The following is an 11,864-nucleotide window of genomic DNA, read 5'->3' as shown; positions in this document are numbered from 1 at the left end:
CCCTACTACCGGATGACCGGCACCTTTTTGTTATTGGGGTCGAGCGCCAAATCGTTGAGCGCCTTCTTAGCGTTACGGCAGTTTGGCGACATGCCGAGTTCGCCGGGGTTATTGTTGCACTCCTTGATTTTGGCGGTGCGTTCCTCCCCATTCGTCTTGTAATAATCCACGTCATGCGTGGCTTCACCGCAGCCGGCGAGCGCGAGGCTCGCCAGCATCAGCGAAGCGGCGAGGGCTGGCGCCCTCACCGGATCACCGGGACTTTGGTGTTGTTGGGATTGAGGATGCGCGAGCTAAGGTCACGCTTTTGCTGGCGCACCAGATCGGCCTCCGACTGCTGCAACATCGCCATGAGTTGCAGCTTGGTTTGCTCATTCTGCATCGCGCCCTGTTCCGAGGCGATGCGGGCTTGAAGCTCCGCAATGGCCTTCGGGTCTTGAGTGCGGCTGATTTGCTGGGTGAGCTGGTCGAGTTGGTTCAACCGGGCCTGCGCCCCGGCGTAGGCTTGCATCCCCACCGCCTTGTTGGTTGCGCCGAGCGCCGCTTGACGTTGCCGGATGCTACCCATGCCGTTGTTGACGGTGCCTGATAGCTGGTTCTGGCGCGCGATGGCGTCGATCGACCCCGAGATACCCGCGTACCCGCCCCGCTGCGCCGAGTCATAGACCTGCTGCCAGTTGGACGGCAGATTGTTGCGGATGGTGCGATCATTGAAAATGTCGCCCATCCCGCGCGAACCCGTCGCGGACTTGTAGGTGCTTTCGAGCTGCGAATAGGTGCGCTGTAGCTGCGAGAGCTGCTGGCGCATCTGATCGACCTGTTGCTTGGCTTGGACGATCGCTTTCAGATCGACCACGGCCAACTGTGCCGACGCGGGGGCCGACAAGACGAAGGCCGCCACAAAGGCGGCCCCCGATAGAGTGAGACTTTTTCGCATGGTCACTTACTCCTTTCCGCTTTCGCCTGCTCCAAAAAGACCGGGAGCCATTTAGCCGGATCGTCGCCGTATTCCCCGATAATGCGCTCCGCCAAATCGGCGTTTTCGGGGGTGCCGGATAGGACCAGCAATTCGTCATCAAAGCCCGTCAGGTTCAATTCGGCAAGTGCCGATGAATCGCCCTGTTTTATCAGGAAGCGACGGCTTGTCTCCCCCAGGTCGCGCACCAATTCAAACTCCGTTTCGGTGAGCTTGAAGCCGTTGACGTAATCGTCCCGATCCGCGCCGGGATTGGGGAGAAAGATATACGTCGCGGTTTGCTGGACGAGGGTTTTGGCAATGGGGCTTTGGAGCGCGTCACTCGGCTCCTGCGTGGCGAAAACGAAGATGCCGTTTTGCTTACGGATGGTCTTGGCTTTGTTTTTCGCCAAATCCTCGAAATCCGGGTCCGAGAGCATTTTCCAGAACTCATCGAACGCATAGATGAAGGGCGGCTTTTTGGCCGCATCTTCCGGCGCAAGCATCCCCTCCGTCCGATAGATCAGGTACATCATAAGAGGCGCGCGGATTTCCGGTGTCTCCAAGAACTCCGTCACGTCGAAACCGTAGATACGGTGCGTCGTCAGGTCGAGTAGGTCAGCATCATTGTCGAAAAGCCAACCGAACTCGCCACCCTCCGCGAACTTCAACAGTCGCGCATGGACAGTCGGCCGACCTTCATCGGACAGAGGATTGGGTAGGGATTGCAGCAACACCGACATGCGCCGGTACGGCTTGTCGATATGAAACATGAGCGTGTTGAGCGCGCTGTCGATTTGCTGTTCATCCGCGTGCGTCACCGGATCACCAGCGCCGCTTGCAAGCCGCGTCAGCAGGCGCTTGAGGAACGTGATGTTGCGGCCCGTGGGTTCGAGCTGGAACGGGTTGAAACCCGTGGGTTCACCGATGCGAAGCGGGAGGTAGCGCCCGCCCATCGCACGCAGCACGATTTCCATGCCGCGATCCTTGTCGAACGCGACGATCGTCGGGCCGTATTTCTGCGCCTGTGCGAGCATGAAGCCGAGCGTTACGGTCTTACCCGTACCGGACTTCCCGATCAGGATCGTGTTGCCCAGGTACGGCTTGCCGCTCGAATCTTCGGTCGCGGGCGAGGGGTGGAAGTTGAAATAGACCGGCGTTTTGCTGACCGTCTTGAGGATGGTGACAGCCGGACCCCACGGGTTGCCCGTGGGCTTGCCGCTCATGTAGTTGTGGAAGGGCGAGAACGACAGGAAGTTGAGCGACGTGATCGGCGCGGGCCGGGGCCGGTACTTCCAGTTGGCGGGGAGCTGCGCCCACCAGCCAGCCTCTAGCGCAAGGTCGAGCGTCTTAGGCACCAGCGCCACGTCGGCGAGCATCGCGGTTGTGGCCGAGATATGCTGGCGCACCTGTTCCGCCGTGTCGCCAAAGACGGTGACGGTTGCATGATGTTCGCCCATGACGAACTGACCCGACATGAGCGAGTTTAGGGCCTCATCAATTTCCGCGATCTGGACGAACGCCACGTCCTTGGCATCCTCCAATAGCTTCTTCTGCTTCTGCAAAGCCTCCTTGGCGGCAGGGCGCGAGAGCGACGAAAAGCTCTGCGTCAGCACGAACTCAAAGTCGGATTGCAGGAGGGTGTTGAGCTGCCCCGGCTCCGTCTGTGCGTCGTACTCGCCCACTTCGACCATGCCGAAGCGCCGCAGCCGATTGGAGGTGCGGATTTCGCCAATCTCGCCCCACTGGCTGAAAATCGGCCGATTGACGGCCATGTATTCACCGAAGCGTTCACGGCATACCGGCATGGGGATATGCTCGCCATTGACGAGGAACGCCAGAAATTCGAGCGCCGACGAATAGGCGTGGCCGTTGTGATCGTAGATGCCGAGGACTTCGGGGCGGTACTTGTCGAGCGTCTTGGTCAGAGCGCCGACAGTATCTTCCAGCCCCTTTAGGGCGATCCCTTGCCGGGTCAGCTTTTGCTCAAGCGTCGGCTTTTCCCGACGCGCGAAGAACGACAGCACCTTGTCGGTTTCAGGCCGCCAGATGATCGTCAGGTAGAGGTCGTTGACCATGAGGGTCAAATCTTCAAAGCTCGAACGATACTTGGAATCGAGCTGGCGGCAGAACACGTTCGAGAACTCCGCATCCGGGTACTCGAACACCTTGCGGCGAACGACGTGCGACCAGAACGAGACGTGCGCGGAGGCGAGGCCGCGAACCGCGTTGTTCAATTCGCGCGTCCAGCGAAATACCTCCTCCTCCGATGCCGCCTGATGCGACCGGCCCGAGATACGGAGGATGGTCATATACTCGCCATTGCGAGTTGAGATCGCAGTATCGCTTACATGGTGCGAAAACGGCAGATAGTCCGCAATCGCGCCCTCACTCTTGAGAACATCAAGCGCCGTTTTCGTCGCCATGCTACTTCCTTTTTTTGCGATAGCGGGCCGTGGAATAGGTCGAGCCATTCCAGAAGGCCTTGTTGCGATTTCGGAACTTAGTCTCGAACCACAGGCCCCAGATGCGGAACGCCTTGTCGTCGTGTTTCGTGACCGCCGCCATGACGATCCAGAACGGTATCATCAGGAGCCAGAGCCAGAGGCTAAAGAGCATCGCGATCGACGCGACGAAGATGCAGACGTACAGGAACGCCATAAAAGGGACACCCGCGAAGGTCGCTACGCGGGTGGCACCTTTGAACAGCGGGAACGCTTCCTGCTGTTGCCGAGCCATAGTTTAGGACCCGGACCAGAACATCGGCACCAGGGCCGAGGCAGAACCGGCGATGATGCAGCCGACCGCAACACGAACAAACGTGTCCTTCTCGACCATGCGCGCGCCGTAGCCCACGCCGGTCAGGATAACGATGATCGTAAAGACGATCGGGCCGATGATCTGGATTTGATCGAGAAAGCTCTGCGTGATGCTCTGCGCCTGTTGCAGTCCCTGCGCCATCGCGGGCGAGGTTGCGAGAGCGCCAGCGGCAACACTGGCACCCAAACGGAGCGCGATCCGACCAGCTTCATTTTTCTTCATGAGTTTCATCCTTCAACATGAAAGTGCCCTCGGAGACACCGAATTTGTCATCCAAGAAGCTGAATAAGGACCGGGGATCAGCCCAGCACCGCAACTCCCCTCGCTGGGTTCCCAAGGAGCAAGTAGCCGGGTTCCCCGTCTTGGGATCGACAACCTGAAACGTGAAATACCAGCACTTCGCCTCCTTCCGAACAACCGTTACGTTTTCGACAGGATACTCACGAAAAGCCCGTTCGACCTCCCGTTGCTCGATCAACCTCATTGCCCGCCCCCCATTTCTCGCAAACCGGCAAAGGCCGGACCGGAGAATATGACAGTTTGAAGGCCCCTCAATTGACCGAGCCTAATCCTATCAGCATTACAGTTTTGAAGGCAATAGCCAGAACGCACGTTCAGAAACTTTCCACAGAGGCCGTCAGGCGAACCGGGCCGGTGTCCGATTCGGGCAGATTCTCGGGGGCTGGCGGGGGGGTGAAGGCGTCCCGAGGGCCGCGCGAGAAGGCATCGCGCATACCGTCATTTGCAGACGGTTGGGCCGCTCCACTCGCACCACGCGGCCCCGCGATTTGGCTCTGATCGACCGACGCAATCTCGACTGGATCGCGCTGGCGAGCAGGGGGAGCCGAGCGAGGGACGGAGCCGGACGACAAAGCAGGCACAGGCAAAGAGACTTGCCCGACGACTTTGCGGACATAGCCGTTAGAGAAGCCACGGCGCAGATTGCCAGTGTTGTAGCAGGAGAGCGCGCCGTGGATGGCGGCTTGTCCGCCATAGGATTTCACCGACTTTGCATAGCATTGCGTCAGGATGACCGCAGCCGCTTTGAGGTTGGTGCATGGCTCAAACAGAATGTCCGGCGTGAGGCCAAGCGCAGTAAAGTTGTTCGAGTTTATCTGACCCAATCCGGCGTCAAAATTATAACCATTTTGGAGCAACCAACGAACTGTCGCGATTGCTTCCGCCTCGTTTCGGGGCTGGCGAGGGAGTTGTGACCTCCCGTTTATGCCGATTGCAAACTGGTATCCCTTGGACTCCTGCATGACCACCGCCGATAGGGTGCGAAGATGCACCGAGGGGGCGCATCGGCCCGCCAGGGACTCGAACGATTCCGAATAGCCGGGGCTTGGCACTTGGGCGGAAGCCTGCGTTCCTGCGGCTGCAACGGAGGCCATCAAAAGTGCAGTTTCGAGGCTCTTTCTCGCCCCGATTTTCGCTGCACGTTTCATCTTACCTAACCGTCTGTTAGGTTGATATGACCCATCATGAGGCACCCGTTGTCTCCTACCTTGAAGCCTAATGGCATCAAGATTGCAGTTTTGCAGCGGTTACGCAACGTGAATGGGGGTTAGTTCGGATGAGTGATGACGATCAAGTACCACAAAAAGGCGATTACATGAGCGACCTTCAATCTATGGACACCGACGCGCTAAACGCGATGCGTAGCGAGATTGAGGCGGAATTGAAGCGACGTGAGGCGAAGGAACGCGCCGAAGCTCGTAAGAAGATCGTGGACCTTGCCAATTTGCATGGGATCGACCTATCGTCCATCACCGGAGCGTCAAAGGCCCGCTACCGTAATCCCGATGCACCGTCCGAAACGTGGACGGGCAAGGGCCGGAAACCAAAGTGGGTTGCGGACCATTTGGCTGCTGGAAAGTCACTGGCTGATTTGGAGCTATAAGGCGCTCCCACGGAGGCGAGCATGAGCAACGTGATCCCGTTCCGGCGCATCGGTGAGGAACCGACCTCCGATACCGTGCCGGAAAGCTCCCCGAGGCCGCGCATCGACGCGGCCAAGGTCCGGCGTCAGAGCGCGATGGTCGCGCGAGGCGCGGGCGGGTTCGCGTTCGGATTGCTTCGCCTGGCGCTTTTCCTGCCGCTGCTATGGTTGAGGCGACCGATCCGATTCATGCTCGGCCTCGCGATCTTCGGTCTGTTCATCGCCATGCCGCTTATCTGGTTCGGGATGCACGGCGACGATCCCAAGCGCATGTCCCTGTTCCTCACCGCGTCAGGGTCATGGTTTGGCGGGTTGGTGTTCCTATGGTGCTACGACAGCCTCTTGCTGCGGTTGTCACCCACACCGATAGTTCTCAACTGACGACGGAGGGGGCCAACCGGCCCCCTCTCTTTTTGCCGCCTCTGGCGGCTTTGCAGGCTTTCTATGACCGATGCGACAACGGCCACCCGCTTGATGAAGATGGCGCTTGCCCTCCTCGATCGGACGGACGAACAATCCGCCGCCTGCCATCTGCAGGCGGCTATCGACGCGATGGAACGGCGAGGGCCGATGCTCCCCGGCGAGACGATCAGCGAGGCTGACGAACTGCGCTATCTCGGACCCGTACCCAGCGCAGCCAATTAGGCGTCTATGGCGCGCTCTCGGATCGCGCGCGTGATTTCATCGAGCAGCGCCAGGATCGTTGCATCGGTTTGATCCGACGCGAAGGCTTCCACGATCCGGGCCGATTCCTCGAAACCGTCTGGTGCATCGTCGGGCATGGCAACGTCTCCACGGTCGTTAGGCGCATATCCTAAGCTATAGTGCTACGATGACAACAAGATTGCCAGCAGCATAGCGACAATACCGAGGATAGCGGGAAAGGCCGCGACTTGGATGCGGGCCATTCCCGCTGCATATGCCCCGCCACTGAATAGAGCCACGGCCATCCCGCAGTAAAACAGTACGTTCAACACCGTAAGTCTCCGGCTTTGTTTCGGAGACATTAAGAGAACATTGGCTGATAAGATATTGTTAGCCCATGCAACTACTGGACGTTTCTATAGGCGACCTTCTAGCGCCGGTTTTGCCTTGTCCGTCAAACGACCCGAGTAGGAATGAGGTCGCCAGCGGTTTTGCTCCCCCGCCGACGACCTCACCCGAGGCGCAGCCGACCCGGTAGGATGGGAGGACACAAGTCTCGCAGCCATCACGCTTCACTTACCCCTACCCAACCGTCCGGCAAACGACCGTTTATCGAGCAGCCAGCGGCATGATGCGAATGTGCTCCGGTTTACCGCTTGCACTGTCCGAAAACTTGTTTAACCATTCGTGACCGATAAACGGGTGCCATTCGGCATATCGGACACCGGGATTGCATGACACGATGACAGCGCAGCACGCCTCCCCCAAGGCAATGCGAATTGGCTATGCCCGCGTCTCGACCGAGGACCAGAGCCTTGAGGCGCAGATTGCAGAGCTGCGAGCGGCCGGATGCGAGGAGATCTATTCCGAGCGCGCCAGCGGCAAGAAGGACAACCGCCCCGAGCTGAAGAACGCCCTACGCGCGATGCGCGCCGGCGACACGCTTGTCGTTACCCGGCTTGATCGACTTGGCCGCAGCCTGTCCCACCTCGTTCAGACGGTAGCGGACCTTGGCAAACGCGGGATCGGGTTCGAGAGCCGCGCCGAGCATATCGACACCGCCAGCGCCGGGGGTGAGCTTGTGTTCCATATGTTCGCCAGCTTCGCGCAGTTCGAGCGCCGCCTAATCAGCGAGCGCACGAAGTCCGGCCTGTCGAGCGCGCGCGCCCAGGGCCGACTTGGCGGGCGGCGACCCAGCATGACGATCGCGCAGCTTCGCCAAGCGAAGCGCCTGCTAGACGATCCAAAGATTTCATCCAGCGATGTAGCCAAGACTTATGGCGTAAGCCGGTCAACGCTGTACCTTGGACTGAAAAGACTCGAAGTAGGAGCGAGTCAATCACCCGCCAAAGCGGCTGCATAGGGGCGGCAACCCCGTAGTCGTGATGCCCGCACGAAGGATTGAATATGTCGAGAGAGCCAACGGCAATTGGTGCAGTCACCGCAGACCTTTTCGCGTCCATTGAACGCCAGCAGAACAAGAGAACTCCGCGTGACCTTGCCCTGATCGAGCGCGGCCTAGAGATTGCGGCCCGCCGCCCCGAGGGCGACGAAGTTACGTTCATGCACTCGACGCTTTGCGCGGTCGGGATGCCGCGATCGAAGGTGGAAGGTGACACCTTTTCCCGGATCAACGGCAACGCCGCGATCGAGCTGCGCGCCGGGAAGCTCTGGAATGGCAAGGCGATGGTCAAGCAGCCCCTACCCTATGGACCGATCCCTCGCCTGATCCTCGCCTATGTGTCTGCCTATGCGGTGCGCGAGAACACCCCCGAGATACCGTTTGGCGATAGTGCCAACGACGCCTTGCGGCTGTTGGGGATCGAGAAAAGCGGGCAGGGATTCCGCATGTTTCGGACCCAGCTACAGGCACTCGCAGCTTGCCAGATGACTATCGGTTTCACGTCCGGCGATATTGCATCGACGTTCGACGGAAGCCCGGTCGAGCAGTTCGACGCTTGGCTTCCGGGGAAGGAAGGCCAGCGTTCGCTTTGGCCGTCGCGCTTGATCCTTGGAAGGCGGTTTTTCGAGACGCTACGGGACCACGCCGTACCGATCGACCTTGAGGCCCTGTCGGCGCTTCGCAGTTCGGCATTGGCGATGGACGTGTATCTGTTCCTTGTGCAGCGGCTCTACCGCATCGGCGCACCCCTGACGCTGAATTGGTGGCTCCTAAAGGATCAGTTCGGCCAAGAGTATGTCGGGGCGGATGCACTGGCCGACTTCAAGAAGAAGTTTAGAAAGGCGCTCGCCCAGGCATTGAGCGTCTATCCGGGGGCAAACGTCGAGGTGGTCCGTGGTGGCGTGACCTTCCGCAAATCGGCCCCGGCCGTCGATCCCGTTACCGCCAAACGCCTTCGCGCCGCATAGGAACAGCGCCAAGGGGGCCGGTGATAATCGGACCCCCTTGGTGGTGGTGATAATCAGACCCCCTCCGCAGCCGGTGATAATCGGACCCCCCGGCGTGCTGGTGATAATCGGACCCCTTTGGGGTGGTGATAATCGGACCCCCCGCCGAGGTTGCGAGAGCGGTGATAATCGGACCCTTTTCACGGTTTCAGGCGGTGATAATCGGACCCCCTTTGGCAAATCCGAGGTGGTGATAATCGGACCCTATTGCGGTGATGATCGGACCCCTTGCGCGGTGATAATCGGACCCGAGACGACTCGCGTTTTCGGTGATGATCGGACCCCCCTAACCTATAGAAACCTATACCCCTTCCTTTAGCGGCGTGCCTGTGGACAAGTCGCAAAGGCGGATCGACGCGCAAGACGATACGTGGAAATCCAGACCCGAGGGTCAGCACCGCCTCTTGGGGGCTACGCCCCCGCCGGCTCCTCGCTTCGCTCGCCCGACCACGCTTCGCGCGGTCGTCCCACCCGGCATCCCCCTTTGATGACGGCCTACGGCCGGCGTTATTGAATCCTCCATCACTGGCGTCTCGCTTCGGAGAGTGGCGAGAGCGATCGAGAACCAGAACCGGACGAGCTGGACGAAAAGGCAGGACGCGGCGGCAAGCCGCCGCGATGGCTTCCGAAGGAGCCAAGCGGTTCCGGCAGCGCCCACATCGAACGAAGGCCCAGCGGATAGGTCAGTGAAGGAAGGATCGGGGCCAGCGCCGCCAGAAATGAAATGGGCTTGGAGGGCGGCAACCCATCCAAGCCCGGTTTCGCTCGCCCGCAGGAGGGAGTGAAAGTCGAACTCCCATATAGCCGGTCGCGCGGTGAAATCCAACAGGGGCCGCAGGATGCGGCCTGAAAAAGACAATGCGGCGACCTGTGCGACAACCCTGTTCCCATTCTGTTCCGGCGCGGTACAATGGGGCGAAAGGGATTCTCGTATGCTGCCACTCATGCAGCCGGTCCCGCTCGCAGAGGTTTCGCCGTCGCTTCGGCTTCGGATCATCGGCGCAGCGGGTGCCGGCTTCCCCTCCCCGGCCCAAGATTGGGAGGAGGACGCCATCAATCTTGCCGAGCTGCTTAGGCTCAATCGCGCGGGCAGTTTCGTGTTTCGGATCAGCGGCACGTCGATGATCGAGGCCGGTATCAATGACCATGATGTTGTCGTGGTCGATCGGGACCGAAACCCGATGCCAGGGCATATCGTGATCGCGGTAGTCGATGGCGGGTTTGTGTGCCGCCAGTTGGTAGCGCGCGACGGCGTGCCGTACCTTGAGGCCCGCAATGCGCGGCAGAACTATGCACCGACGATCGCGGCCGACCCGGTTGAGGTATGGGGCGTCGTTCGCGCGAGCGTCCGCGACTTTTTGAGATAGCGCCGTGACGTGGGCGATCGTTGATATTTCCAATTTTTACGTGTCGGCCGAGCGCGTCTTTGACCCCAGCTTGCGGCGCGTCCCGGTGATCGTGTTGAGCAACAACGACGGTTGCGCGATCGCCAGGAGCGAAGAATCCAAGGCGCTGCATATTAAGATGGGCGACCCGCTGTTCCTGCTGCGCGACACGATCCGCAAGCACGGCATACAGGTCCGATCGAGCAATTATGAACTGTACGCCGACCTCAACAGGCGGTTCAACATGGTGCTGGCCGAGCATAGCGATACCGTCGAAATCTACTCGATAGACGAGAGCTTTTTCCGTCTCCCTTTGCTGGCAAACGGGCGCGGCGACGTGCGCGCCGCGCATAAGGTCCGCGCCTCTATCCTACGGACTGTCGGGCTTCCGACGCGCATCGGCTTAGGGCCGACCCGCGCGCTATCGAAGGTTGCCAACGCGCTCGCCAAGGCGACCGAGAAGGTCTGGAATGGCGTGGTGGACCTCCACGACGAGGAGTTGCGCCGACGCCTCTTTGCCGAATGGCCGGTTGGCGAGGTGTGGGGCATCGGCAAGGCCCTGACTGCCTCGCTGCAACGGCTTGGCGTGCGGACTGCCAGCGACCTCGTTGCGATGGAGCCAGCGGTCGCGCGCGACGTGGGGACCGTCGTTCTCGAGCGCCTTGTTCGCGAGCTTAACGGCATCGAGTGCGACGACTTCAAACCGGAGCCGGATGCGATGAAGGCTACCGCCGTGACGCGCCAGTTCGGGGCGCCCGTCACATCGGTTGACGATCTACGCGAGGCAATGGCGCGGCGAGCTGGACGCGCAGCCGAGAAGATCAGAGCTAGGGGATTGGTGGCGCAACGCCTGATCGCGTTCGCGCATGGATCGAAGCATCGCCCGAACCCGCCGTCCGCTTCCCGATCGGTGCGGCTGTCGCCAGCAAGCAACGACCCGCGCGTCATCATCGCGCACACATCGCGGATGGTGGACCAGATGTTTGTTCAAGGCGGAGTCTATACGAAATGCGGCGTGCTGTTGGAGGAGCTGACCCCGGAGGGAGCCGCCCAGGCCGACCTATTCGCCCAGCCTGATCCACGCGCACCGGCTTTGCTGGCGGCATTGGACGGTATCAACGCCCGGTTTGGCCGGGACACCATCAAGATCGCGGCGCAAGGGTGCGGCGCGAAACCGAGTGACACGCGGCGCAGCCAGAAAAGCCCGTCGTGGACCACCAATTTTGCGGAGATTCCCGTAGCCAGGTGAAGGACGAAGAAGGGTTCGACGCCTGCCGCGCTACGCGCGTCACCGTGGCCCCTAGTCGCTTCGCTCCCCAAGCCCGCAAGCGGTCTTGGCCCTGACGGGTTTGGACCCACATGGCAGAAATCCGACGGCGCAGACGCGCCGTAGTGGGGAGAGGGGGACGCTGCCCCCCTCTCCCCTGCAAGGGCTATCAGGCCGACCGAGGCTCAGTCGCTTCGCTCCCTGCGCCCGCACCACTCGGCCAGATAGCCCTTGCCCCCCACGCCCCCCGCTGTTCGCCACGAGGCAGGGTTGCAGGCGGGGCCTGCACCCCAGCGGACGAGGGAAGGTGTGAAATGACCGAGGCTATCGAGCGTGACGAGGTAGGGGCAAAGCTGTTGGAGCTTGGTCTTTGCACGGCCTACGAGGGGGTTTGAGTAGCAACGGAACAGAAAACCTACATAAGGGGCTTCAAGCATCGTC

15 protein-coding genes are annotated in these 11,864 nt (G+C 60.6%); 7 read left to right on the top strand and 8 right to left on the bottom strand.

Going from position 1 to position 11,864, the window contains the following annotated elements:
• Positions 1-5 precede the first annotated feature (5 nt).
• From ACODSR_RS19940 to ACODSR_RS19910, 7 genes are all read right to left on the bottom strand, one after another.
• Positions 6-218, bottom strand: coding sequence for an EexN family lipoprotein (locus tag ACODSR_RS19940; protein WP_489078322.1), 213 nt, complete (start codon positions 216-218; stop codon positions 6-8).
• 26 nt (positions 219-244) lie between these two features.
• Complete coding sequence (gene virB5, locus ACODSR_RS19935; RefSeq protein WP_489078321.1) at positions 245-937, bottom strand: P-type DNA transfer protein VirB5; 693 nt, start codon at positions 935-937, stop codon at positions 245-247.
• A gap of 2 nt (positions 938-939) precedes the next feature.
• Positions 940-3,381, bottom strand: coding sequence for a VirB4 family type IV secretion/conjugal transfer ATPase (locus ACODSR_RS19930; protein WP_489078320.1), 2,442 nt, complete (start codon positions 3,379-3,381; stop codon positions 940-942).
• A gap of 1 nt (position 3,382) precedes the next feature.
• Positions 3,383-3,694 carry a VirB3 family type IV secretion system protein gene (locus ACODSR_RS19925; protein WP_219750720.1) on the bottom strand — a complete coding sequence of 104 codons (312 nt, stop codon included), beginning with the start codon at positions 3,692-3,694 and terminating at the stop codon, positions 3,383-3,385.
• A gap of 3 nt (positions 3,695-3,697) precedes the next feature.
• Positions 3,698-3,997, bottom strand: a complete 300-nt coding sequence (locus ACODSR_RS19920) for a TrbC/VirB2 family protein (protein ID WP_219750719.1) — start codon at positions 3,995-3,997, stop codon at positions 3,698-3,700.
• On the bottom strand, positions 3,984-4,259 hold the full coding sequence (gene korA / locus ACODSR_RS19915; RefSeq protein ID WP_489078319.1) for a KorA family transcriptional regulator: 276 nt from the start codon (positions 4,257-4,259) through the stop codon (positions 3,984-3,986). Before korA ends, ACODSR_RS19920 begins: the two co-directional genes overlap by 14 nt.
• Positions 4,260-4,389: 130 nt before the next feature.
• On the bottom strand, positions 4,390-5,169 hold the full coding sequence (locus ACODSR_RS19910) for a lytic transglycosylase domain-containing protein (RefSeq protein WP_489078326.1): 780 nt from the start codon (positions 5,167-5,169) through the stop codon (positions 4,390-4,392).
• 182 nt (positions 5,170-5,351) lie between these two features.
• Between ACODSR_RS19910 and ACODSR_RS19905 the strand changes: the two genes are divergently transcribed.
• From ACODSR_RS19905 to ACODSR_RS19895, 3 genes are all read left to right on the top strand, one after another.
• A complete protein-coding gene (locus ACODSR_RS19905; protein ID WP_489078318.1) occupies positions 5,352-5,678 on the top strand; it encodes an H-NS histone family protein in 327 nt (108 codons plus the stop codon).
• A gap of 21 nt (positions 5,679-5,699) precedes the next feature.
• On the top strand, positions 5,700-6,098 hold the full coding sequence (locus ACODSR_RS19900; protein ID WP_489078317.1) for a hypothetical protein: 399 nt from the start codon (positions 5,700-5,702) through the stop codon (positions 6,096-6,098).
• Between the two features lie 63 nt (positions 6,099-6,161).
• Complete coding sequence (locus tag ACODSR_RS19895; protein WP_489078316.1) at positions 6,162-6,362, top strand: hypothetical protein; 201 nt, start codon at positions 6,162-6,164, stop codon at positions 6,360-6,362.
• On the opposite strand, the gene ACODSR_RS19890 is transcribed toward ACODSR_RS19895, so the two are convergent.
• On the bottom strand, positions 6,359-6,499 hold the full coding sequence (locus tag ACODSR_RS19890; RefSeq protein WP_489078314.1) for a hypothetical protein: 141 nt from the start codon (positions 6,497-6,499) through the stop codon (positions 6,359-6,361). The two genes, ACODSR_RS19895 and ACODSR_RS19890, sit on opposite strands and share 4 nt — an antisense overlap.
• Positions 6,500-7,104: 605 nt before the next feature.
• Here ACODSR_RS19890 and ACODSR_RS19885 point away from each other — a divergent pair.
• The 4 genes from ACODSR_RS19885 to ACODSR_RS19870 all read left to right on the top strand — a co-directional run bounded on the left by ACODSR_RS19885 (position 7,105) and on the right by ACODSR_RS19870 (position 11,405).
• Complete coding sequence (locus ACODSR_RS19885; RefSeq protein WP_258048401.1) at positions 7,105-7,725, top strand: recombinase family protein; 621 nt, start codon at positions 7,105-7,107, stop codon at positions 7,723-7,725.
• Positions 7,726-7,769: 44 nt separating this feature from the next.
• Positions 7,770-8,732: a replication protein RepA gene (locus ACODSR_RS19880; protein WP_406890182.1), complete on the top strand. Its 963-nt coding sequence runs from the start codon at positions 7,770-7,772 to the stop codon at positions 8,730-8,732.
• Between the two features lie 971 nt (positions 8,733-9,703).
• Positions 9,704-10,138 carry a LexA family protein gene (locus tag ACODSR_RS19875; RefSeq protein WP_219750711.1) on the top strand — a complete coding sequence of 145 codons (435 nt, stop codon included), beginning with the start codon at positions 9,704-9,706 and terminating at the stop codon, positions 10,136-10,138.
• A gap of 4 nt (positions 10,139-10,142) precedes the next feature.
• Positions 10,143-11,405: a Y-family DNA polymerase gene (locus ACODSR_RS19870; RefSeq protein WP_406890183.1), complete on the top strand. Its 1,263-nt coding sequence runs from the start codon at positions 10,143-10,145 to the stop codon at positions 11,403-11,405.
• Positions 11,406-11,864: the final 459 nt, after the last annotated feature.

The sequence above is a fragment of the Sphingobium sp. FG125 genome (assembly GCF_057809795.1).
The sequence above is the reverse complement of the archived record's forward strand: the minus strand, read 5'-3'. Positions and strand labels throughout refer to the sequence as shown.

Coding starts and splice junctions, on each gene's coding strand:
- ACODSR_RS19895 (WP_489078316.1), top strand. CDS start 6,162: ATGACCGATGCGACAACGGCCACCCGCTTGATGAAGATGGCGCTTGCC.
- korA (WP_489078319.1), bottom strand. CDS start 4,259: ATGAGGTTGATCGAGCAACGGGAGGTCGAACGGGCTTTTCGTGAGTAT.
- ACODSR_RS19910 (WP_489078326.1), bottom strand. CDS start 5,169: ATGGCCTCCGTTGCAGCCGCAGGAACGCAGGCTTCCGCCCAAGTGCCA.
- virB5 (WP_489078321.1), bottom strand. CDS start 937: ATGCGAAAAAGTCTCACTCTATCGGGGGCCGCCTTTGTGGCGGCCTTC.
- ACODSR_RS19900 (WP_489078317.1), top strand. CDS start 5,700: ATGAGCAACGTGATCCCGTTCCGGCGCATCGGTGAGGAACCGACCTCC.
- ACODSR_RS19920 (WP_219750719.1), bottom strand. CDS start 3,997: ATGAAGAAAAATGAAGCTGGTCGGATCGCGCTCCGTTTGGGTGCCAGT.
- ACODSR_RS19880 (WP_406890182.1), top strand. CDS start 7,770: ATGTCGAGAGAGCCAACGGCAATTGGTGCAGTCACCGCAGACCTTTTC.
- ACODSR_RS19875 (WP_219750711.1), top strand. CDS start 9,704: ATGCTGCCACTCATGCAGCCGGTCCCGCTCGCAGAGGTTTCGCCGTCG.
- ACODSR_RS19940 (WP_489078322.1), bottom strand. CDS start 218: ATGCTGGCGAGCCTCGCGCTCGCCGGCTGCGGTGAAGCCACGCATGAC.
- ACODSR_RS19905 (WP_489078318.1), top strand. CDS start 5,352: ATGAGTGATGACGATCAAGTACCACAAAAAGGCGATTACATGAGCGAC.
- ACODSR_RS19925 (WP_219750720.1), bottom strand. CDS start 3,694: ATGGCTCGGCAACAGCAGGAAGCGTTCCCGCTGTTCAAAGGTGCCACC.
- ACODSR_RS19890 (WP_489078314.1), bottom strand. CDS start 6,499: ATGCCCGACGATGCACCAGACGGTTTCGAGGAATCGGCCCGGATCGTG.
- ACODSR_RS19885 (WP_258048401.1), top strand. CDS start 7,105: ATGACAGCGCAGCACGCCTCCCCCAAGGCAATGCGAATTGGCTATGCC.
- ACODSR_RS19930 (WP_489078320.1), bottom strand. CDS start 3,381: ATGGCGACGAAAACGGCGCTTGATGTTCTCAAGAGTGAGGGCGCGATT.